The organism is Pontibacillus yanchengensis Y32, assembly GCF_000770635.1.
Lineage (GTDB): Bacteria > Bacillota > Bacilli > Bacillales > BH030062 > Pontibacillus > Pontibacillus yanchengensis.
In genome coordinates this window covers 83,689-105,099 of sequence record NZ_AVBF01000005.1, presented here as the reverse complement: position 1 = coordinate 105,099, position 21,411 = coordinate 83,689, and the positions used below count along the sequence as shown (strand labels likewise).

Genomic DNA, 21,411 nt, shown 5'->3' with positions numbered 1-21,411 from the left:
GTCACTGTTTCTATTTTAGAATAAAACGTGATGTTGATGGACCATTACTTAGAGGTAAAATCTACTTACAAGTACTGGTGCCTATTTCTAATAGAGAAGGTATCAATTATGTACTTTTATATGGAAACATCGTTCAACTCTGAAGCTTACTTAATCTTCAAAAGCTATTTAAAAAAGTACAGAGTTGGATGTTTCGCCTGTCCAACTCTGTACTATACGTTTCCTTTCTATACAGTAAGGATTATAATGAAAGTTTTTGTATAAGCTTATGGGTTGTACATGATTGGAGAACCAGGTCCTAAATTAATACCTAATAACATCCAAACAATTAATAGTAAGGTCCAACTTATTAAGAAAAAGATAGAGTAAGGGACCATGACAGAGATCATCGTACCTATTCCCATATTTTTATCGTATTTCTGTGCAAAAGCAATGATGATAGCGAAGTACGTCATCAACGGAGTGATAATATTCGTACTTGAATCAGCTATACGATAAGCCATCTGTGTCAATTCAGGTGAATAGTTAAGTTGCATCATAATCGGTACGAATACAGGGGCCATCATAGCCCATTTAGCTGAAGCGCTTCCGATGAACAAGTTAATAAACGCTGAAATGACAATAAATGTAAGGATTAACGGTATTCCAGAAAGATTAATTGTTTCCAGAAATTCAGCCCCTAATACGCCTAATATTAATCCCATATTCGATTCTGAGAAGTAAGCTACAAACTGACCGGCCGTAAATGCTAATACAATAAACATGCCCATAGAAGCCATCGTATCAGAGAGCTGGTTGGCAACATCCTTGTCACTTTTAATTTCTTTCGTAACAATTCCATATACTAAACCAGGGATGAAAAACAGAATCGTGATAATTGGGACAAGAGAGCTCATGAAAGGTGACTGAACGATCGACCCATCTTCCCCACGTAAAGGAGCTCCTTCAGGAACAATTAGTAATGAAAAGGCGGCAGCTGAAACAAGTACCCAGATTAGTGACCACTTGATACCTTTTTTCTCAGTAGTCGTTAATTTCTCCATCGACCCAACGTATTCTCCTTGGTAGGTACCTAACCTTGGCTCGATTATTTTTTCTGTAACCAATGTGCCGACAACGGAGAGTAGAAACACGGATACGAAGATAAAGTAGTAATTCATGGCGATATTCATTGTTTCAGCATATTCAGGGTCAATAATACGCGCAGCATCAATGGTTAACTCACCAAGCAAAGGATCTGTAGCAGATAATAACAGATTGGCACTAAAGCCTGCAGATACACTGGCAAATGCAGCTGCAAGACCTGCTAATGGGTGTCTTCCAAGCGCTGCGAAAATCACGGCCCCTAATGGTGGTAAGACGACATAACCAGCATCAGAAGCAACACTAGACATGATACCTGCAAAAACCAGGCCTAATGTGATAAGTCGGTTAGGAACTGATTGAACAAACCCACGTAACATCGCACTAATTAAACCTGAACGTTCTGCTAAGCCAATCCCCAGCATAGTTAATAAAACAATTCCAAGCGGTGCGAATCCGATGAAGTTATCTGTCATACTACCCAAAATGTACTGAATTCCTTCACCATTTAATAGATTCTTAACTTTTACAATTTCGCCTTCCTTCCCTGGATGCTCAACTTCCACACCTAGAGAGGATATGATTGCAGATAAAACTAGGACAACCCCAGCTAATATAGCAAATAAAGTAATGGGGTGAGGTAATTTATTACCTACTTTTTCAATGAAGTCTAGGAACTTTTTAAAGAGTCCTTTTCTTTTGTTATCCATAGGATACCTCCTAATCTTTTAAAATGCTCACAATGGCTATTTTAGTATTTAATAGATAAAAATGGAAGAAAGCGCTTTCTTTTTGGGTTATTTTACTATGTAAAACTAAACTATTTCATAGTAAATCCCCCCTTAAGCAAGTCCCAAATGGAGCAATCACGTAACCTTTTAGTATTATTAGGTGAAGGTACTCCTGAATGTAAAAAAAGACTTACCTCCTTGGCAAGTCTTTTTTACGTTTTATGTTGTTGTTGCAGGAGCTAGCTTGAATTTCGTTTCATCTAGGTTCCATACATCATCGAAGGAATTCGAATACACTGTGAAATCCAGTTGTTGACCAACATCATACTTCTCTACTCGATTAACTGGCACTTCGAATACCTTGCCATGTTGATCTTCGTTATCAGGTGCGACGGTTTTAACTAATAGGATATTTTGATCGGGAACTTTTTCAATCACAGATACAGGAAAGTTATGGATGACGGTGTTCTCGCTATCTTTCCAACGCTTAAAAGTTACGGCATTAACAATTTCAGCTAGAAAGGCAAATAAGGCGTACATATAGACACTCCTTGTATGTCATTTTCCTCATTTTAACATATAGTTTGAAAGTTCACGATACTGCCATATTACCTAATACGAGACAAGCATCTCTTATGGTATAACAAAAGGGAAGAGAGTCTTTGTATAAGGAGGAAAGGGAGAAGTGAAGTACAATAAATCGATAACAACTCTTGTACTGGTGATTGGTTGTTTGGCTTTTGTTGCTACCGTTGTTGGTATTTTCTCAAGTGGAGGTGTTGGGCCTAAGGAAATACGAACGCTTCATGATGAAGTCATTACCTTACACGGAAAAGGATTGTATCAGTTTGATTCTGTTAGCGGCGCTTCTCAAGTTATAGCCCAAGATATTGTGACGTTGTGTTTAAGCATTCCGTTACTGTTTATATCCCTGTTTTGGTCCAGAAAAGGAAGCATAAAAGGAAGACTTATGCTCGTTGGAACGATCAGTTATTTTTTATACACCTATGCCTCGTACGCTTTCTTGTTAATGTATAACCCTCTTTTTTTACTCTATGTCATTCTGTTATCAGCTAGCTTTTTTGCATTTACGTTAGTCATGATGTCATTTGATTATGAGAATCTCCACACATACTTTCATAACAACTTACCTACAAAATTCATTGGCGGCTTTCTGTTCTCGCTTTCCTTCTTATTACTGTTCTTATGGCTTGGTCGAATTGTTCCTCCTCTATTGAATGGCGGAGTTCCTGTTGGTCTGGAACATTATACGACACTCGTTATTCAGGTACTTGATTTAGCATTTATTGTCCCTGTTGCTATTTTGGGAGGGATACTAGTCTTGAAGCGCAATGGAATTGGCTATTTACTCGCAGCCATTTTAATTGTAAAAGGCATTACGATGTTAACGGCCATCACTGCGATGATCTTGAATCAGGCCAGAGCAGGAATACCTATGACCGTGATGGAATATGCTCTGTTTCCTGCATTTAACATAGTCGTTATGTATTGCTTATACGTCTTGTTGAAACACGTTCAAGAGCCACGAATACCAGGAGGGATCATGGATGAAGACACTAATCTTGTACGCAACTAAATATGGTAGTGCAGAAAAAGTAGCTCATCAACTAGCAACAAAACTAACTGGTGATGTACAGACGATATCCATTATGAAAGATGCTCCACCGCCGCTTACAGAGTTCGATACAGTTATCTTAGGTGGCTCCATCTACATGGGAACCATCCAGAAACAGTTAAGCAATTATGTGAATGACCATGTAGAGGAGCTTTTAGAGAAACGAGTAGGTCTTTATATTTGCGCAGGAGAACAAGACCCAGAAGTGAAGTCCAAAGAATTGGTGGACAGCTTCCCGAAATCATTATATGAACATGCTATTGTGAAAGAGGTTGTTGGCCATGAGTACCATTTTGATAAGATGAACCTGGTTGAAAAGCTTATGTTACGCATGAAGGGGATAAAAAAGAGTTGCTCTGCTCTTTCCGATGAACGTATCGACCATACGGCACATATGATGGCTGAAACTCGTCGTTTGTAACTAACGACGGGTTTTTCTTATGTTCTAATCAATAAGTTATAAAGATTATGGCATAACAACTTTACTAATGATAGAGGCCACGTCCAGCTCCAGCGCTTGATTTTTTGTACTATTGATTCCCATCACCTATTTAGATACACTAAACATACTGTAATACGAATTGAGGTGACCGCGTGGAGCGTACAGAGGACTTAATTGAATTGTGTTTATTAATAGGGAAAATGATGATGCAAAATGGAGCGGAGACCTATCGTGTGGAAGATACGATGACGCGGATTGCCCAATCTTTTGGACGGGATGAAGCACAAAGTTATGTAACCCCTACCGGGATTGTGTTCACGATTAGCCCTGGTGCCCCTGCAAAATTGGTAAGGATTTCAGATCGAGCGACAAATCTCGAAAAAGTAAAGCTTGCGAATAATGTCTCTAGAAATATTACAAGTGGAGACATGTCTATTCAGGAAGCGTATAAAGAGCTTAGAAAAATTGAAACCAGTCCTACCGATTACACCATGCTAATGCAAATCATCGCTGCGACGTTAGCGAGTGGGTTCTTTAGTATCATGTTTGAGGGGAGTTGGTACGATTTCCTACCAGCCTGCATAGCGGGAGGGCTAGGATTTATTGCATTAATTAATTTTATTCGATTATTTGAAATTAAATTTGTTGCTGAATTCATTGCTTCGTTGATGATTGGTTTTACCGCCTTTTCCCTTTTTTCATTAGGTATTGGAGAGGAAGTTGATAAGGTGGTTGTTGGTGCTGTCATGCCTTTAGTACCAGGTCTGCTTATCACCAACGCCGTAAGGGATTTGATGGCAGGTCATCTTATTTCAGGACTCGCCAAAGGGGCGGAGGCCTTTCTAACGGCATTTGCGATTGGGGCAGGTATTGCTGTTATGTTTTCACTATTTTAGAGATCGTGAGGTATGACTATGTTGATTGAACACGCCATAGCAAGCTTTTTTGCATCAGCTGCCTTTGGAATCATTTTTCAGGCGCCAAGAAATACGCTCATCAAATGCGGCCTTGTCGGCATGATTGGCTGGGTCATTTACATATCGTTAGTATGGGAAGACGTCGACAGCGTACCAGCTACACTTACCGCCTCCTTTGTCATCGCCATAGTAAGCCAGATGCTGGCAAGGATATACAAAACGCCGATGATTGTATTTAGTGTAGCGGGAATTATCCCTCTCGTACCAGGTAGTCTCGCGTATGACGCCATGCGAAGTTTTGTGCAAAATGACTACAGTCTCGCCATCTCCATTGCGGCGAAAGCATTTATGATATCCGGAGCGATTGCATTTGGGCTCGTGTTCTCGGAAGTAATTAATCAGATTCAGAAAAAGGTGAGAAAAACAAAAACGCAAGTGAGGTAATGGGTGAAGCCTCACTTGCGCTTTTTTGGTTTGCGAGCAAAATTTGAAGTTTGCGATCATTTTTTTCAATTTCAGAGCAAAATTTTAAATATCAGAGCAAATTTCTCGATTTCGGATCAACTTTTAACATTTCGGAGCATCTACGGAATTTCATCCGTTCTTCACCATATCCACATACAATTGTTGGTACGCTTTCGCCTCATGGTTCATGCCCAGCTCGTTGTATAGTTTCGACAACCACTGCACTGGTTTCGGATTTTGCTCATTGAGCTCCATCTCCCAGCTGAAGCACTCAATTGCCTGATTTAGTTGGTTGAACTCGTAATATAGTTCGCCCAGTTGCAGTTGTTTGTTCGGATCGTCCTCGAGCTCTTGGATTTGGTCCACTTTTGCTATTGTTTGCTGTGCTTCTGGTACATCTCGCAGTGGGTTGAGCCATTGCTGGATATATGAAATACTGTGCTCTTTCATCAGCATGCGAAGCGCTTTTTGCAACAAGGTTTCTGCTTGCTTTGGTATCGAGGTGAAAAGGGAGCCAATCACCGTGTTTAATTCTTCAATTGAGACGGAGCTTGATTCCAAGTCAATGTGGTCAACGATGTGATCAAACGTTTTGACCTGAGAAGGGTGCAGCTCTATATGATGCGTCGCAATCAGCTTCAACGCTCTCTCAGGCTGATCCTGTTTCAAGTACGTGTCTAAAATATCCTGTTGGAGCGGTTCAAGATTAGGTGCGCGCTCATATAAGTCTTCCAGCAGACGAATCAATTCATCACTCTCGAAGTGAACCTTTATCTTTTCGTGGATTGCTTCATATAATTCATTGGTTTGCTGTTTGTTAAATCGGTCGATGGAAAGGGCTATGTCGTCAATCCAGCGTCCTTGTTGTTGGAGGAAAGTGGACAGCTGGTTAAACCGTTCAGGTGTGTCACGGTTCTCATATAAAAATTGCTCGACGTAAATTGGATCTTTTTCAAAAAGAGAGGCATCTAGTTTTTCGTACAGAGGTGCATATTTTTTAAAATCGAGTTCACCTGCGAGTGATTTCACCCAGCTGTGTGTTGGCGCAAAGGCTTGTGCCACTCGATAAATGCGATAACACGCATACATTTTCCCTGAGCGACGGTCTTCGTTATAGAGTGTCTTAATAAATTTCATGAGCTGTTCTTTTTTAATAAACGATTCAAAAAAGGTTGCAATGAGTGTTGTTTCCTGGAGAGTGTGTTGCTTTTGAAGCTTCGGGAAAAGATCGTTGAAACGGTGCTTTTTATACGGTCCTGATGCAGCTAGAGTGGCATCGATGAGTGGGTGAGGAGCTTGGAAGGTAACGCCATGTTCGAAGGCATTCGCGGCATGAGAATTGGGCTTAAGCTCTTTCGCTTTTACAGTGTTGATGTACGAATCTTTGTAAAAGAACAAGTAAAAGAGCTGGGCTTCCGCATCTCTGGCTTCTATTATTTTGCTTTGTTTATAAATGGTCATACGTTCTAAGTTGAACGTGTAGGTGTGTTTTTGATCTTTAACAGAAATCGTTGTCGTGGACATGGAATCCCTCCTATTGGTTACCTTGAGGTTATCATAATTTACTTTTTTTAGCACGAGAAAAATAACCCAGGTCTTAGGCTGGCCTGGGTTGAGGGTCCTTATTTTATAATGGTAGAACCTTTAATTTTCTCAGGCTTCGCACCTAACACTAGTAGACTAATCTTAGGATATCCTACTTTTTGGTGGTTTATGAGAAGCTGTTGGACATAAGCAAAATCGCTGTCTTGCTTTAGTCTCTCTATTTCCGCATGATATAGCTCCAATACAGAGCTTTTTACGTAGGTAGGCGTATGATTACATGGGTCATCGTCCATTAACAGACAACCCATATAGTGATACTGAATTTGCAGTTGGCGAGTCAGGCTTACGACGTGGACGAATTTTTCGTGAAGCTTCGGTTCCGTTGCTTTCAGCTGTTCAATCGCTGCCTTCGCATCATACAATTCATCAAGACTACTTAACTTTGTCATCATGGCTCCTCCTTTATTCATCCCAAGGTTTTAATAAAGTAATATGTTCCGCTAATTCTTTGCTTTCTTTCCGTCTCGTCTTTCTTCGTTCCGCACGTTCATTGGCCGATTCATATAAAAACTTTTCTTCTTCTGTTTGTGGAATCACTGACGGCACTTCCACGGGATTTTTATCATCATCCAGCGCGACAAAGGTTAAAAATGCCGTAGCTGCAACTCGTCGATCCCCATGAATCATGTCTTCTGCGATCACTTTACAGAAAATCTCCATCGATCTTTTTCCAGTCGAGGAGACGAACGATTCCACACAAACGGAATCAGATTGATGAATCGGATAGAGAAAATCTATCGAGTCGGTTGAGGCCGTCACACATTCGCGGACTCTTGAATGTCTACGGGCAGATAATGTAGCGCAGTTATCTAGTTTTTTCATCAATACGCCACCGAACAGCGTGTTGTAATTATTTAGGTCACTAACTAATACTTGATCGGTACTAACAATTAAGCTTTCTTTCGCTCGTTTTGCTTCCATCTTACCTCGGTCCTTTCTTTATGCATGATTTCTATCGGTTCTAGGTAAGACATGTCTTTTCAAGATAAAATAAAGCCTTCCTTCTGACGTTTACATGTCTAGCTCCAGCGCCCAGCGACTAGTGTGCTTCCCTCGCCTCCGTACGATAAGTTAACATCGAATCACTACGTTCTTCGTGTTGCCTTTATCTCCTACGGCTCAGTCCAGCCCATACGTCGCTGAACGGGCGCTTGCGCTTTTCCTATAACAACGTTGTTTCGTACAATCACAGTATAGTCCCGCGTGGAGCTCATGGTAAAATGGTTATCTTTCATGGGACTCATAGAAGCTATCTATGTAATGGCTTTCACTTATGTATATTGGCTATGAACTGAGCTAGACATAGACATCTACATCATACTTTTCTATAAAAAAAAGACAGCTCCGAATCCGGGGCTGTCTAATGTATGTTTATACATTTGTTGTGTCATCTGAAAGCTTATCCTGCGTGAAGCGTAGCCACTCTTTTGTGGCATAGGACAAGTATTGATCCTTTTGCCAAATCATAGCCAGGTGATACGGAATGGATGGATTCGTTACATTAATTGTGACTAGATTTCGTTGAAGGTGGTTGCAAATGCTCTCAGGAAGCAACGCCACACCTAATTCAGAAGCTACCATTTCTTCAATCAAGTACCACTGGGAGCTTTCTGAAATGATATACGGATTAAATCCGGCCTGGTTGCAAGAAGATAGAATGCGGTCATGCAGTACGAACCCATTATTGAACATAATGAAAGCTTCCTGACGCAATGCTTGTAACTCAACCTCTTGTCGATGGGCTAAGGGGTGAGAAGGAGGGACGACAAGTTTAATATCTTCCTTGATAAACGGGAAATAGTGAAAAATATCTTCTTGCGTAGGTAACACGACAATTCCAATATCCAATTGATCCTGTCTCACATCATCTTCAACCCGTTTCGAACCATCCTCGACAAGTTGAAAGGTGATATTTGGATATTGATCATGAAAGCTACGCAACAAATCCATGAACTTATGGGAATCAATGATAGGGGGCAAGCCAATGCGAATATGCCCTTTGTTAAGTCCCAACAGATTATCCACTTCTGTTTCTAAATTTTGAAACGCTTTATCAATGGTTTGCGCCTGCACCAAAATAATCCGCCCCGCATCAGTGAGCACGAGCTGCTTTTTCGACCGATCAAACAACTCCACCCCGAGATCCATTTCCAAATTTTTAATCATCTTGCTAATGGTGGGCTGAGTAATAAATAAATGTTCAGCTGCCTTTGTAAAACTGCTAAAACGGGACACTTCGATGAAATATTGAAGGTGTCTGATATCCATAGGTTCACCTGCTTTGTAGATTAAGTACTAATCATACTGTTTCATAGAATCATAAGATTTGTCTAGAGACTAGGTGAATAGGCTAGTTTTTAAGAATTTATCTTTCTTTTTGATAGAAAAAATTCTATAATATATATAATTTAACGTTCTTTAAAAAGAACTTAATGGAATCTTATAAAGAACGAAGGTGATGAGGAAGCCATGCAAACACAGTTGAAAGGCAAGCTAACGATTGAGGAATGCTATGGGAAACAGGTGAAAACAAAGCCTAGCATCATTCTTGTAACAAAGGTACAGTCAACTATTGTACAGTTTCGAAGTTCATTGATTTTGCCAAAAGGGGAAGAAGTGACGTATCGTCTTCAGTTTCAATACAGTCATGAAGTGTTAAAGCTAGAAGGAAATATTCTTAATATAACAAGAGAACAGAACCACGGATTTCTCTATACCTTTCGGTTAAAGGAGGGTACAGACCAATTAAATAGGCTTGTAAATATTCTTCATAATCTGGAGAAATACAAGGAAACGATTCGAATAAACGCATTTCTGAAAAACTCCAATAAAGAACGGAGTTATATTTTTTGACTGTAAGTTCTTTATTACGCACGTTCGTTATAGAGGTTGGTGTCGAGGGGGAATTTACGAAATATAAAGGAGAAAAGCTAATGAATGGAGAGAAAATAAAAGACTTACGAACAAAGCGAGGGCTCTCCTTAACCGAGTTATCGAGAGAATCAGGCGTATCCAAATCCTATTTGAGTTTTTTAGAAAGAGGCATGCAACAGAATCCAAGTATCGAAGTGATTGAAAAGATAGCTCATGCCTTGAAGGTAGATGTCCATACAGTTCTAACAGATGAACGGCAAAGAAGATCTAACATGAATGAGTTGGACTATGATGTATTGGAACTAGCAAGAGAACTGAGAGAGATCAATGTAGATAAAGAAAAGCTTCGGAAGTTGATTGAGTTGATGAAATAGGCGGTGTAGATAAGTTTTAGTATCGTTCTTTTTATAATACCGTTCGTTCTATATAAAAAACGAAAAAGTAAGAAATTAAAAGGAAACAAGAGGAAACGAGAGTTGTGTTGTTCTTTATTGAGAAATTTGGGCGAATTTGGCATTTTTCTTTTTAAGGAAGGGCTTATATACTCATAAGTGTAAGTTCGATATAGAGAACGAAACAGAACGAAAAAGCAAGAGTGAGAAGGAGGAGATTCCTCTGGAAAAGAGATCAAAGCGTATCAAAAGAGAACAAAAGAATAAGGCTAAAGAATCTCTACAAATCGCGAAAACCTTAACATCAGGAATAGCACTTTCATCATTGCTTATAAGCAGCATGTCTTATCTGACATCTACACCTACGTATAGTCAGTTTAATGATGTTGAAAGAGTAACCGGTCAAGTGGAAGCTTGTAAGGTGTTTCCTGGTGCAGTTGAGAATAAGCTGGAAAAACTAGAGCAAGAGATTGATGAATTATATGGTTTATTGGAGGACTTGTTTAATCTAAATGTGGGCAATTTCTCCCTTACTAGTACGGTGGATGTACTTCAAGGAGCAACTTCAAAAGAACTTTATCAAGCAACTGAGAAATTGTCGAGTAGAATCCACTCCTATGAATCAAATTTGCAAGAATTATATTCTAAATGGCATAGATTTAAAGAATTAAAATTTAAGATTAAAAAGCAAATTCATGAAGTAAGTAAAACAGTGGAACAACTTAACAATATGACCAAAGGCACAAATTCACATTGTTTAGGAACAGAAAAACATATTTTATGGAAAGACATTAAATTAATTCTTCTAAGATGTAATTTAGATATTGGCTCCAGTAGTCATTCGATTAGGATGTCGTCTTTTTCCGGTAACACAAAATCTTCATCATCTAGTGAAGCCTATTCCCTATCAGATAATCAGCTACTAAATCGTATCAACAATATGATGGATGATATCAAAGATCAAGAGGAAGAATTAGAATCCTCAATTGAAAAGCTTAAGAACCAAAAAGAAGATCTTCAAAAGAAAGCTAAACAAGCTAAGAAAAAAGAAGAAGAGGAAGCCGAAAAGAAAGCAGAAGAAAAGCGTAAACAGGAAGAAGAACAAAGGAGATTAGCTGAAGAACAAAGCAAGAAAGATGAACAGATAAAAGCAGGAGAAGTAGTAGAAAAAGAAGCTTCATCAGATTCAGGCGAAAGTAATGATCCTCAACCAAAGCAAGAAAAAAGTATAGAAGAGAAAAAGAAGACTTCTGAAGATGAAACTAAACCGGGATCCAGTGAATCTGAGGTGTCAAATAAAAAAGAAAATAACCAAGAAAGTAACAATAATTCAGATGCACCAAAGAAACAAGCAGATACAGGTTCGAATAGTGGTTCGATAACTACAAGCGACCCTGAAAAAAAAGAAAATAAAAAGGTTACTACTGAGAAAGAAAAACAAGGTCCTACCTCTGGAAAAGAATCAACTGAAGATAAACAACCAAAAGGTACAACGGAGAAAAAAGACTCCAAAGGAAAAGATAAATCAAATAATGCTGAAAAAGAAGATAAACCTGAAGAATCCAATGCTAATGAAAAATAGATAGTTTAGTAGAAAGGATGTGCGAAACATTGACTTGGAAAAAATCTCTCTCCATGTTAGGTAGCGGTTTGAATATCTTACTGTTTCTAGTCATGGTATGTATGATCTTTATCGTAATATCCTCAAGAGCTTCTGGAGGAGAACCTAGTGTATTTGGATATCAATTGAAAACAGTGTTGTCAGGGTCTATGGAGCCGACCTTTAAAACAGGCTCAATCATTGCAATTACACCTTTAGAAGAAGCAGAAAAACAATCGTTAGCAAAAGGGGACATCATTACGTATTTGAAAGATGATGAAACCTTGGTTACTCACCGAATTGTAGAAGCAAGTGAAACAGGTAATTCAATGACCTATCAAACAAAAGGTGACAACAATGAAGCCCCTGACGGAGAACCTGTCTTAGCCCAAAATGTTGTGGGTGAATATGCGGATTTCACGATTCCATATGCTGGTTATGTCATGCAGTATGCAAACTCTAAAGCTGGAAGTATCGCGTTGATGATCATTCCAGGGTTATTACTACTAATTTATGCTGGATATTCGATTTGGCAAGGTATTAAAGAGTTTGAAAGAAACATTGTGAAAAAGAAATCAACGAATAATGAAAGCTTGTAAGTAAGTTTGTTATTCCCTTTTCATACATAGGGATTTCAATAAAAAAAAAAATTATTAGGAGGATGAGAAACATGGGTTTAAAATCAAAATTGGCAATGGGTGTTATGACAGGTGCGCTTGGACTATCTTTAGTAGGTGGAGGAACTTATGCAGCTTTTAACGATGTTGAATCAGCGGAAGGTACTTACTCTGCAGGGACACTTGATCTTGAATTAGGTAATTTTGTTTCAGGAACTATGGATGTAGACAAATTAGTACCAGGGGATTCCATTGAAAGAGAATTTGAAATTATGAACAATGGTAACGTTGATATTAAGGAAGTTCTATTTGATGTTACTGCTACTAACCACACAGAAGTAGGTGGTGATAACACAGATGGTGAATTTTATGAGCAGTTTAAAGTAGAAATCTTTAACTCTGATAGCCGTGATGTGTTAGCTGACTTAAAAGCTGATCTACACCAGAGTGAAATCTCTATGCAAGATTTGATTAATGCACCAGCATTTGATGTTGCATCTGGTGATGGTTTTAATAACAAAGATGGCGATTTTAATGGAAAAGATTCTGATACTTTCCATATTAAAGTTTCATTTAAAGACAACAAAGCAAAAGATGGTAACGGAGAGTATGAGCAGAACAAATACATGGGTGAAGGTGTAACTCTAGACTTCAACTTCGAAGCAACTCAAAAAGACGGTGGAGCAAGATAATTACTTTAGAAAGGGTGGGTTTAGAACCCACCTTTTCTTATTAAAATTATGAGGTGAAGCTATGAAAAGAAAATTAGCTATAGGTGCGATTACGGCTATGTTAGGTTTTTCATTAGTAGGTGGAGGAACGTATGCAGCTTTTAATGATGTCGAGTCTGCAACTGGAACATATACAGCTGGTGAATTAGATTTAAGTGTAAACCCTAATATCATTTTTGATATTGATAAATTAGTGCCGGGCGATCATATGCTTCGAGATTTTAAGATTACTAATACAGGAAATGTTGATATTGAGAAAGTATTAATGCATACAGATTATACTGTCACAGATAAGAATGGTAATCCTATTGATGAAGACCTTGGTTCCCAGTTTAAAGTTCGTTTGCTTACAAGTGATTTACAACCAATCATAACACCTTTTAATAGTCTGACATTATCTGAATTGAAGGATTTAACAGAGAGTGGTAATTCGCCTGATATCACAACATACTTAGAGAGAGTTTGGATTTTTCCTTTAAAACCGAATCTTCCTATAAACGATGATGATCACATCGTTATGGAAGTGAAATTTATAAATGACAAACAAAAAGACACTAACTCAGGATTATATTTACAAAATAAATATCAAGGTTTGAATCTAAATGTACAATTTAACCTCGAGGCAACACAATATCCTGGGCAAAATAGATAAAGTATAACGAGAGGTTACCGAAAGTAACCTCTAAAATAAAGTAGGTGTATAGATGAACACAAAATTCCTGCGTTACCTTTCCATATACAGTTTGGTAGTCTTTATATTTGTTATTTTATCCCCGATTGGAAGTACTGGAGCAAATAAAAGTGACCCAGTAATCGATCTTTCATTAAAACCTACGAAACGAGAGTTTAAAGTAGATAAAATGGTTCCCGGTGATTGGGCTACCCGTACATTGACAGTGCAAAATAACGGAAATAAAGATTTTTCTTATCAAATGACTTCATCATACTTAGAAGGAAATAACAAATTTTATAATCAACTTGATTTAAGAGTGGAAAGCCAAAATCAAATATTATTTGATGGGAAGCTTGAGAATTTTGAGGGATTAAAAAGTCGCTCATTAGATTATTCAACTGAAGAAGATATAACCATCACCGTAACCTTTCCCTACGAATCCGGAAACGAATACCAAGGTCTAGCCACATCAGTACTATTCACTTTCGTAGCTGAAGGAGACACCCCACCACCGCCACCAACATCATCAGATCTTGACCTAGACATAACCCTAACCGGCTCGTGTGACCTAGCAACTGCCACCTTCGAAAACAACAGCAAAAAGCGCTCCACCATTAAGCCTACTTACGAATTACGCTATTCCGAAACAGATGATTTCACTACTTCCGAAAAGATAGAGTTAGAGAATCAAAAATCCATAAGCTTGAAAAAAGGAGAGAGTGATTCTATCAATTTCACTCCAACTAAGACAGGCTTTTACAAAATATCTGCTAAGCATTCAAAAGGAAAAGAACTTAGTAATGAGTTGTATGTTGATATGACAGATTGTGATACACCACCACCGGAACCTCCAGTGGACGTACAGTTGTCTAGCTTGTTCTCAGGTACGTGTGAGGAGATGACATTGACGTACACCAATGAGAGTGACTCTGATACAAGCATTTCCCCATCTTATGAAGTGTATTGGAAAGAATCTGGTGATGCGAAGCAGGGTGTGAAAATTACACAGTATGATCAAACGGATAGGTTCTCTGTTGATCAAGGTGACTCGCATACATTGACGATGAAACCAGAGCTTCCAGGAAACTATGTTGTGAAGACGACATATGAACTAGATGGGGAGACGGTTGAAATGTGGAGTGAGCCTGTCACTATTCCAACCAATTGTGATAGTGATGTACCTGAGGATCCAGAAGATCCGGGGGACCCAGGTGATGAGACACCTGAAACGCCAGACAATCCTGGAGATGAACCGGGTGACGATGGTGATCCTGAGCAGCCAGGTGAGCCTGGCGATGGAGATGATGGGAATCCGGGTGAACCTGGTGAACCGGGAGATGGGGTTGAAGGGGAAACACCGACACCTTCTCCAGAGCCAACACCAGAGGATGGTTCGCTACCTCAAACGGGCGAAGCAGCGCCGACTGCATTTTATATCATTGGAAGCTTGCTCATGCTTGGGGGAGCTACATTATATGGCATTACGTATCGCAGACGAAAAATAGAGTAGCATGATTTTGAATCAAAGGAGTATTTATGAAAGTAGATACTCCTTTTTCTTTTACATAGTTGACATCATCACGAAGGGAGAAATATATCTTTTTTAATGGAGGAGGAAGGGGATGTTTCGTAAAGAGTGTTCTTACTGTCACAAGTCGTCTTTTGGTAGTGATGATAGAGGGGAGTGGGTTTGTCCTTATTGTTCCAAGGATTTAACGTTACAGACTGTATTGCCTACTCACGTAAATCCAGCGACAAAAGTTATTGTGGAAAGTTCATTTGGAAGGGAGAAAGAATAGGTTATCTATTCGTTCGCTTATGAAATGGATAGCACTGCTCTTTATTGTCATTGGTCTCGGTGTGATTAGTTTTCCGTTTGTACAGAATCAGTATGTTGCTTATGAACAAGACAAGCTTCTTCATCAACTGGAAGCTGAGGAAGTAGAAGAGGTTTCTGGTGAAAAGTCGCTTACTCAACGGTATGAAGAGCTAAACGCTATACTTGACCAGGAGGCAGCTTCAACAACCTCTCCTGAAACAAAGGAGAAACCCTCTAAGAACTTGATTGGAAAAATGGAAATCTCCTCTATTAATTTGGAGTTACCTATTTTGAATGGGGCTAGTATGGAAAATTTAAAGGTAGCTGTTGGTCGCATGTCTGGGACTGGTATTCCAGGTGAAGTAGGGAATACAGCTTTAGCGGCGCATCGAAGTTATAAGTATGGAAAGCTGTTTAATCGACTAGATGAGGTTAAGATAGGTGATTCCATACACATAGAGACAGGCAATCACACATATGCTTATCAGGTGGAGAACGTCTTTCGTGTGCTACCTACCGATTTGTCTGTTTTGAAGCAACCAGAAACAGGTTCAATACTTACGTTAATTACTTGTGACCCCATACAAGATCCTACACATCGACTTATTGTTCAGGCTTCTTTAGTCAAGACGTCATAAACGTGGTGCTCATCATGAATGTACATATGTTCTCTCTACTCAACCTTGAAATTTAGGAGGCTACATGTATATGAAAATGGAAGAAAAGAAAGCATTGGACCCAGATTGGATTAGACTCGTACAGCAAGCAAAAGCATTAGGGTTTAGTATACAAGACATACGGTTGTACTTAGAAAAACAAAGCCAGGTCACGCGCTCGTAACTATTCTAGACCAGGAGGTTACATCATGTTTGGGGATCGATTCAGACATTTTCGCTACCAAAAGCGATTGTCCTTAGAAGGGATAGCCGGAAGAACCGGAATACCAAAGCCTATTTTGAAAGAAATTGAAAGAAATGCTATTCCAAACCCCTCGATGTTTATCATGAATAAGATTGCAACTGCATTGGAGGTTTCTTTAGATGAAATGCTTTATTCCTCTAGTTCTAACACATTTGAGGAATTAGATGAGGAATGGTTAAAGGTTGTAAGGGAAGCAATGGAGTCTGGGATATCGAAAGAGGAATTTAGTGAGTTTTTAGAGTTTTATAATGGTGGTAGGATAGAGGAATAACCCGCAAGGCTATGGATGCGTTAGCCTTGCGGGTTTTTGTTTTTTATAAAACCTGTAGCTTATAAATGTCCAGCTCCAGCGCTTTTCCTTATTCCATACGGTCCAGCATGCCTTTGATAATCGTAGTGGAGTTATCAATTGCTTGTGCTTTGAATTCTTCCCATTTCATGACGGCTTCTTCGCCGGCGTCATCGGAGGCGGAGCGGATGACGATGTATGGGACGTCGTTTAGGTGGGCAACTTGGCCGACAGCTGCGCCTTCCATTTCTACCACATAGGCGTTAAATGTATCTAATATCCATTGTTTCTTTTCTTCGTTGGCGATGAATTGATCGCCTGACGCGATGCGTTGGGTGAATACTTGGGTTTCTTCTGGAAGTTGCTTGGCTGCTTTTTCAGCTAGTTTAACCATTTGTTCATCTGCTTTGAAATAGCCTTTCTCTAAGCGGGGGATGATGCCTGGTTCAAAGCCTTTCGCCGTCTCGTCCATGTCGTGTTGGACGGTATCTTTTGAAATGACGATGTCCCCAAGTTCGACATCTGGATGTATTGCCCCGGAAATACCGGAGTTGATTAACTTGTCGACGTCAAACTCATTGATCAGTAGTGTAGAAGCCATTGTCGCGTTTACTTTGCCGATACCAGATTGTACAAGTACGATAGGTTGGTCTTTCAATGTACCTTCGTAGAACGTCATACCTGCGATATCTTGTTTATTTTCAACCGTCATGTCCTCTTTTAACGTTTTAATTTCTTCTTTCATTGGTCCGATAATGCCGACTGCTTTCTGTTCTGCTTCTTTTTCTGATGACGATGCTTCTGCGTTAGCTTGCTCGTTCTGCTGCTGTCCGCATCCGATGAGTGCGACGGATAAGACGAGTAGGATGAGTGCGTGTTTGCTTAGAGAAATAAATTTCATTGGGAAAACTCCTTCTAGATGTATGATTTATATCTAATCGGATGGGATTGCATCCGGATTATTTGTTGGTTGTGCTGCTTCTACTGGAATATGCGTGAACCGTTCCACATCAAACAGGCCTGTATCGGTCAATTTGATGGAAGGAATGACAGGCAACGTTAAAAAAGACATCGTTAAAAATGGATCAAACGAGTTTTCAAACCCAAGTTTAGTAAGTGCCTGATGGATGTTATGAAGCTGGTTATTTACCACTTCATATGGTTGTTCAGACATAAGGCCTGCTACAGGTAATGGTAAGTGTGCCTCCACAACACCATTTTTGACGACTACCAAGCCGCCATGTATTGCTTTTAATTCTTCAATGGCAACGAGGATATCTTCATCATTCGTGCCGGTAGCCACGATATTGTGGGAGTCGTGAGCAATCGTCGTTGCGATAGCACCAGATTGAAAGCCAAATCCATTCACAATACCTACGCCTATGTTGCCTGTATTGTGGTGACGTTCAACCACCACTAGCTTTTGCAGGTCCTTCTCTACAGAAGGGGAGAAGGAGCCATCAACAACATCTACAGTGTCTACGATTTTTTTCGTTACTAAATCATTCGGGATGATTTGGATGATGGATGCAGATGCTTGATCATTCAATGGAATGCGTAAATCGTCCGCTTTCACTTCAGGTGCGTGAACGGTATCCGTTAGCTTGGCTGGTGCAGGTTTTACAGTGGATTCAGTTCCAACGTAGGATCCATTTTTCGCTACTAACCGCCCGCCTTTATACACTTCATGAATATCGATGGTCTCCAAGTTATCTAGCAATAAAAAATCTGCCTCATAGCCTGGCGCTATAGCTCCTTTTTGCTTGAAGTCATAGCACTGAGCGGCGTTCAAACTTCCCATCTGTATCGCTTGAATAGGAGATAGGCCTAATTGAATGGCTAATCGGACGTTATAATCAATGCTTCCTTCTTCGATTAGGTCATCTAAGTGCTTGTCATCCGTGCAAAAGAGACAACGATGCGTGTTTTGCGGTGTAACTGCCCCAATTAGAGAGGTGAGGTCTTTGGCTACAGAACCTTCTCGAAGCATTAAATACATACCTCGTCTCAGGCGTTCACGAGCGTCATCTTCGGTTTTGCACTCATGGTCTGTCATGACTCCTGCTGTTCGGTAAATGTTGATAGCATGGGTGTCTAAACCTGCGAGATGCCCATCAATATGGTTGCGATGGTGATTGTTTTGTAAAATCTTATCGACAATCCAGTCAGCGCCATTTTGTAAGGAAGGATAGTCCATCACTTCCGCTAAGCCATGTACACGTGGATGGGAATAAAACTCTTTCAAATCAGTAGATGCAAGGGTTGCTCCGGCATTCTCAAAAGGAGTTGCGGGTACACAGGACGGAAGCATAAACCTACTGTCTAGTTCCAGGTGATCTGAGTTCTGTAGCATGTAATGAATCCCAGGTTTGCCAGCTACATTGGCAATTTCATGTGGATCTGTTACGACGGTAGTGACCCCATGGGGAAGTACTACTTTTGCGAACTCATTGGGGGTTAGCATGGACGATTCAATATGCACATGCCCGTCTATAAAAGAAGGGGAGACATAACGATGCTCAGCATCGATAACCGTTTTTCCTTCATAGTTCCCAATGCCAACAAAAACACCTTCACATATGGCCACATCCCCCTCCACGATCTCTCCGTTGAACACGTCGACGATGCGTCCATTTTTGATGACAAGGTCAGCAGGAATTGTCTTGTTGGCTACAGCAATTTGTTTTTGAAACTGATCTTTGTTGTGCGTCATTCCCATTCCTCCTTTTTAAATCTAAAGCGCAAGCGCTGGAGCTGGACACGGATATTTTATTGCCAATCTATTACGTTTCAATACTAAAAAAACTCCAGGTGCACCGAACACCTGGAGTTTGACAGAAAGGGGGTAGAAGATAGACGTATATTGATATACGTCAGGTCTCAAACCCCTCTCGTAGTCAAACCATTTACGGTAGTTTGGTAGAAACTTATGGACCATATCTCCAAGATTATACGTCGGGATTTTGTAATAATATTTTTCTTAAAGTTTAATTAATATTCTATGCAACGCGGATCGTGATTGTCAATATTCTTTTTAAACTTGAAGAATCCAGAGCTGTAATAGCTCTGGATTCCATCTTTTACTGCAGATACATATGAACGCCTGGTCCAAATGGAATACCTAGTAATGCGAATGCTAGTAGAAGCACAATCCATACACCTAAGAAGCATATGCTGTACGGCAACATGAGTGAAATCAGGGTACCAAGTCCAGCTTTTTTATCGTATTCTCGCATGAAGGCGAGGACGATAATGATATATGGGTTCATTGGTGTAATGATGTTCGTTGATGAGTCTGCGATACGGTATGCAGCCTGAATGAAGGCTGGGTGATAGTCTAATAGATAGAACATTTTAATAAAGATTGGTGCTTCTAGGGCCCACTGTGCGGAACCACTAAAGACAAGTAGGTTCATTAGGGCGGTTAGGAATACGAAGCCAATGATGACTGGAATTCCTGTCATATTCATCGCTTGTAGCGCGTTTGCACCACTTACGGCAATCCAAGTACCGATGTTTGTCCAGTCAAAGTATGCGATAAACTGGGCAGCGGCGAAGATTAGTACGATAAAACCTGACATATCTTTCATGGCTTCGCCCATGAATTTAGACACGTCTTTACCAGTTTCAAGCTTGCCTACTGTTTTACCATACGTTACACCAAGTACGATGAAGAAGAACAAGATAATTGGGATGATTCCATCTAAGAATGGGGAAGGAACCATGCCACCGTCTTCATTACGTAATGGAGATCCTGGCCACGCAATCGCAAGGACAAGCAGTGCGATATAACCTAATCCTGCAAATGCTGCGTTACGAAGTCCTTTTTTCTCAAGAGGCGTGGAAGCCTGCATTTCCGAATTCATTTCCCCTTCGTATTTACCTAAACGGGGTTCGATGATTTTTTCGGTAACGAGTGCACCTGTAACGGAAAGTACGACAACAGATACCATCATAAAGTACCAGTTATCCACTGGTGTTACGACTACACTTGAATCAAGACTTTGCATTACTTCTGTTGAAATACCTGATAGTAACGCGTCTGTTCCGGCAATAATAATGTTTGCTGTAAAACCAGATCCAACCCCGGCGAAACCAGCTGCTAGACCTGCTAATGGGTGACGGCCAATCGTGTAGAAGACCATCGCTGCAAGTGGTGGAACGATAACGAATGCAGCATCTGAAGCTAAGTTACCTAAGATACCTACAAAGATTACAGCGTACGTTGTTAAAGCTGTAGGAGCTTTTAAAATAGTACTCTTGATAGCTGTTTCTAATAGTCCAACTTTATCGGCTAGTCCAATACCTAGCATCATCGCTAATACGAGTCCAAGCGGCTTAAATCCAGTAAAGTTCGTGAGCATGGAGGTTAGGATATATTTGAGCCCTTCTGCTGACACTAAACTTTTAATTGGGAGAACCTCACCTGATCCAGGCTGTTTTACGGTTACGCCGAAGCTTGATACAAGCCATGATAGAAGTATAATAAATAATGCAAGATACACGAACAGCATGAACGGATCAGGGAGTTTGTTACCTGCTCGTTCGATAAAGTTTAAAAATCTGGACATTCCTTTGCTTTGCTTTTCTTGAGTGTTCTCTTGTGTGGAAGCCAT

The 21,411-nt window shown here is 40.0% G+C and carries 24 protein-coding genes and 1 riboswitch; of the genes, 15 read left to right on the top strand and 9 right to left on the bottom strand.

Translation table 11 applies throughout. The features are described from left to right. Positions 1 to 266: 266 nt before the first annotated feature. Positions 267 to 1,793: an AbgT family transporter gene (locus N782_RS03430; RefSeq protein ID WP_036816148.1), complete on the bottom strand. Its 1,527-nt coding sequence runs from the start codon at positions 1,791 to 1,793 to the stop codon at positions 267 to 269. A 240-nt stretch (positions 1,794 to 2,033) separates the two neighbouring features. Further along, the gene (locus N782_RS03425; protein ID WP_052111151.1) at positions 2,034 to 2,354 is read right to left on the bottom strand and encodes a hypothetical protein; all 321 of its coding nucleotides are present in this window, start codon (positions 2,352 to 2,354) and stop codon (positions 2,034 to 2,036) included. A 145-nt stretch (positions 2,355 to 2,499) separates the two neighbouring features. Here N782_RS03425 and N782_RS03420 point away from each other — a divergent pair, with 145 nt between their 5' ends. The 4 genes from N782_RS03420 to N782_RS03405 all read left to right on the top strand — a co-directional run bounded on the left by N782_RS03420 (position 2,500) and on the right by N782_RS03405 (position 5,253). Further along, entirely contained in the window at positions 2,500 to 3,411 is a 912-nt protein-coding gene (locus N782_RS03420) for a hypothetical protein (protein ID WP_052111150.1), read from the top strand. Beyond that, a complete protein-coding gene (locus N782_RS03415) occupies positions 3,383 to 3,871 on the top strand; it encodes a flavodoxin domain-containing protein (protein WP_036816146.1) in 489 nt (162 codons plus the stop codon). Before N782_RS03420 ends, N782_RS03415 begins: the two co-directional genes overlap by 29 nt. A gap of 173 nt (positions 3,872 to 4,044) precedes the next feature. After that, entirely contained in the window at positions 4,045 to 4,788 is a 744-nt protein-coding gene (locus tag N782_RS03410) for a threonine/serine exporter family protein (protein WP_036816144.1), read from the top strand. Positions 4,789 to 4,806: 18 nt separating this feature from the next. Further along, complete coding sequence (locus N782_RS03405; protein WP_036816142.1) at positions 4,807 to 5,253, top strand: threonine/serine exporter family protein; 447 nt, start codon at positions 4,807 to 4,809, stop codon at positions 5,251 to 5,253. A 150-nt stretch (positions 5,254 to 5,403) separates the two neighbouring features. Here the strand turns inward: N782_RS03405 and N782_RS03400 are convergent, their stop codons facing one another. From N782_RS03400 to cidR, 4 genes are all read right to left on the bottom strand, one after another. After that, positions 5,404 to 6,798: a hypothetical protein gene (locus N782_RS03400; RefSeq protein WP_036816140.1), complete on the bottom strand. Its 1,395-nt coding sequence runs from the start codon at positions 6,796 to 6,798 to the stop codon at positions 5,404 to 5,406. Between the two features lie 98 nt (positions 6,799 to 6,896). Further along, positions 6,897 to 7,268, bottom strand: coding sequence for a hypothetical protein (locus N782_RS03395; protein ID WP_036816138.1), 372 nt, complete (start codon positions 7,266 to 7,268; stop codon positions 6,897 to 6,899). Between the two features lie 13 nt (positions 7,269 to 7,281). Beyond that, entirely contained in the window at positions 7,282 to 7,800 is a 519-nt protein-coding gene (locus N782_RS03390) for an acyl-CoA thioesterase (protein WP_036816135.1), read from the bottom strand. A 450-nt stretch (positions 7,801 to 8,250) separates the two neighbouring features. Continuing rightward, positions 8,251 to 9,147 (bottom strand): cidABC operon transcriptional activator CidR, encoded by an 897-nt coding sequence (gene cidR / locus N782_RS03385; protein WP_036816132.1) that lies wholly within the window; start codon positions 9,145 to 9,147, stop codon positions 8,251 to 8,253. 201 nt (positions 9,148 to 9,348) lie between these two features. Here cidR and N782_RS03380 point away from each other — a divergent pair, with 201 nt between their 5' ends. The 11 genes from N782_RS03380 (at position 9,349) to N782_RS03335 (ending at position 16,777) form a co-directional block, all read left to right on the top strand. Then, positions 9,349 to 9,732, top strand: a complete 384-nt coding sequence (locus N782_RS03380) for a hypothetical protein (protein ID WP_036816130.1) — start codon at positions 9,349 to 9,351, stop codon at positions 9,730 to 9,732. Then, positions 9,729 to 10,127: a helix-turn-helix domain-containing protein gene (locus N782_RS03375; protein ID WP_237582517.1), complete on the top strand. Its 399-nt coding sequence runs from the start codon at positions 9,729 to 9,731 to the stop codon at positions 10,125 to 10,127. The genes N782_RS03380 and N782_RS03375 overlap by 4 nt, the downstream gene beginning before the upstream one ends. Positions 10,128 to 10,566: 439 nt before the next feature. After that, entirely contained in the window at positions 10,567 to 11,727 is a 1,161-nt protein-coding gene (locus N782_RS03370; RefSeq protein WP_152600704.1) for a hypothetical protein, read from the top strand. Between the two features lie 53 nt (positions 11,728 to 11,780). After that, positions 11,781 to 12,344: a signal peptidase I SipW gene (sipW, locus tag N782_RS03365; protein ID WP_036816197.1), complete on the top strand. Its 564-nt coding sequence runs from the start codon at positions 11,781 to 11,783 to the stop codon at positions 12,342 to 12,344. A gap of 62 nt (positions 12,345 to 12,406) precedes the next feature. Continuing rightward, positions 12,407 to 13,054: a TasA family protein gene (locus N782_RS03360; RefSeq protein ID WP_084102963.1), complete on the top strand. Its 648-nt coding sequence runs from the start codon at positions 12,407 to 12,409 to the stop codon at positions 13,052 to 13,054. Positions 13,055 to 13,115: 61 nt separating this feature from the next. After that, entirely contained in the window at positions 13,116 to 13,745 is a 630-nt protein-coding gene (locus tag N782_RS03355; protein WP_036816124.1) for a TasA family protein, read from the top strand. Positions 13,746 to 13,797: 52 nt separating this feature from the next. Then, on the top strand, positions 13,798 to 15,276 hold the full coding sequence (locus N782_RS20595; protein WP_052111147.1) for an LPXTG cell wall anchor domain-containing protein: 1,479 nt from the start codon (positions 13,798 to 13,800) through the stop codon (positions 15,274 to 15,276). Between the two features lie 112 nt (positions 15,277 to 15,388). Continuing rightward, the gene (locus tag N782_RS21440) at positions 15,389 to 15,565 is read left to right on the top strand and encodes a hypothetical protein (protein WP_161783069.1); all 177 of its coding nucleotides are present in this window, start codon (positions 15,389 to 15,391) and stop codon (positions 15,563 to 15,565) included. A 19-nt stretch (positions 15,566 to 15,584) separates the two neighbouring features. Then, complete coding sequence (locus tag N782_RS03340; protein ID WP_036816122.1) at positions 15,585 to 16,223, top strand: class D sortase; 639 nt, start codon at positions 15,585 to 15,587, stop codon at positions 16,221 to 16,223. A 70-nt stretch (positions 16,224 to 16,293) separates the two neighbouring features. Further along, a complete protein-coding gene (locus N782_RS21235) occupies positions 16,294 to 16,425 on the top strand; it encodes an anti-repressor SinI family protein (RefSeq protein ID WP_160909851.1) in 132 nt (43 codons plus the stop codon). Between the two features lie 25 nt (positions 16,426 to 16,450). Then, complete coding sequence (locus N782_RS03335) at positions 16,451 to 16,777, top strand: helix-turn-helix domain-containing protein (protein WP_036816120.1); 327 nt, start codon at positions 16,451 to 16,453, stop codon at positions 16,775 to 16,777. 88 nt (positions 16,778 to 16,865) lie between these two features. Here N782_RS03335 and N782_RS03330 read toward each other — a convergent pair whose 3' ends face one another. The 3 genes from N782_RS03330 to N782_RS03320 form a co-directional block, all read right to left on the bottom strand. Next, the gene (locus N782_RS03330) at positions 16,866 to 17,696 is read right to left on the bottom strand and encodes a 5'-methylthioadenosine/adenosylhomocysteine nucleosidase (RefSeq protein ID WP_084102961.1); all 831 of its coding nucleotides are present in this window, start codon (positions 17,694 to 17,696) and stop codon (positions 16,866 to 16,868) included. A gap of 33 nt (positions 17,697 to 17,729) precedes the next feature. Then, complete coding sequence (ade, locus tag N782_RS03325; RefSeq protein WP_036816118.1) at positions 17,730 to 19,508, bottom strand: adenine deaminase; 1,779 nt, start codon at positions 19,506 to 19,508, stop codon at positions 17,730 to 17,732. Between the two features lie 161 nt (positions 19,509 to 19,669). Continuing rightward, positions 19,670 to 19,771: riboswitch (purine riboswitch) on the bottom strand. A 104-nt stretch (positions 19,772 to 19,875) separates the two neighbouring features. Next, the gene (locus N782_RS03320; RefSeq protein WP_036816116.1) at positions 19,876 to 21,411 is read right to left on the bottom strand and encodes an AbgT family transporter; all 1,536 of its coding nucleotides are present in this window, start codon (positions 21,409 to 21,411) and stop codon (positions 19,876 to 19,878) included.

Bases quoted from the DNA above. Each gene is read 5' to 3' on its own strand.
- N782_RS03430 (WP_036816148.1), bottom strand. From the start codon at position 1,793: ATGGATAACAAAAGAAAAGGACTCTTTAAAAAGTTCCTAGACTTCATT.
- N782_RS03425 (WP_052111151.1), bottom strand. From the start codon at position 2,354: ATGTACGCCTTATTTGCCTTTCTAGCTGAAATTGTTAATGCCGTAACT.
- N782_RS03415 (WP_036816146.1), top strand. From the start codon at position 3,383: ATGAAGACACTAATCTTGTACGCAACTAAATATGGTAGTGCAGAAAAA.
- N782_RS03405 (WP_036816142.1), top strand. From the start codon at position 4,807: ATGTTGATTGAACACGCCATAGCAAGCTTTTTTGCATCAGCTGCCTTT.
- N782_RS03400 (WP_036816140.1), bottom strand. From the start codon at position 6,798: ATGTCCACGACAACGATTTCTGTTAAAGATCAAAAACACACCTACACG.
- N782_RS03395 (WP_036816138.1), bottom strand. From the start codon at position 7,268: ATGACAAAGTTAAGTAGTCTTGATGAATTGTATGATGCGAAGGCAGCG.
- N782_RS03390 (WP_036816135.1), bottom strand. From the start codon at position 7,800: ATGGAAGCAAAACGAGCGAAAGAAAGCTTAATTGTTAGTACCGATCAA.
- cidR (WP_036816132.1), bottom strand. From the start codon at position 9,147: ATGGATATCAGACACCTTCAATATTTCATCGAAGTGTCCCGTTTTAGC.
- N782_RS03380 (WP_036816130.1), top strand. From the start codon at position 9,349: ATGCAAACACAGTTGAAAGGCAAGCTAACGATTGAGGAATGCTATGGG.
- sipW (WP_036816197.1), top strand. From the start codon at position 11,781: ATGTTAGGTAGCGGTTTGAATATCTTACTGTTTCTAGTCATGGTATGT.
- N782_RS03360 (WP_084102963.1), top strand. From the start codon at position 12,407: ATGAGAAACATGGGTTTAAAATCAAAATTGGCAATGGGTGTTATGACA.
- N782_RS03355 (WP_036816124.1), top strand. From the start codon at position 13,116: ATGAAAAGAAAATTAGCTATAGGTGCGATTACGGCTATGTTAGGTTTT.
- N782_RS20595 (WP_052111147.1), top strand. From the start codon at position 13,798: ATGAACACAAAATTCCTGCGTTACCTTTCCATATACAGTTTGGTAGTC.
- N782_RS21440 (WP_161783069.1), top strand. From the start codon at position 15,389: ATGTTTCGTAAAGAGTGTTCTTACTGTCACAAGTCGTCTTTTGGTAGT.
- N782_RS03340 (WP_036816122.1), top strand. From the start codon at position 15,585: ATGAAATGGATAGCACTGCTCTTTATTGTCATTGGTCTCGGTGTGATT.
- N782_RS21235 (WP_160909851.1), top strand. From the start codon at position 16,294: ATGAAAATGGAAGAAAAGAAAGCATTGGACCCAGATTGGATTAGACTC.
- N782_RS03335 (WP_036816120.1), top strand. From the start codon at position 16,451: ATGTTTGGGGATCGATTCAGACATTTTCGCTACCAAAAGCGATTGTCC.
- N782_RS03330 (WP_084102961.1), bottom strand. From the start codon at position 17,696: ATGAAATTTATTTCTCTAAGCAAACACGCACTCATCCTACTCGTCTTA.
- ade (WP_036816118.1), bottom strand. From the start codon at position 19,508: ATGACGCACAACAAAGATCAGTTTCAAAAACAAATTGCTGTAGCCAAC.
- N782_RS03320 (WP_036816116.1), bottom strand. From the start codon at position 21,411: ATGGCTTCCACACAAGAGAACACTCAAGAAAAGCAAAGCAAAGGAATG.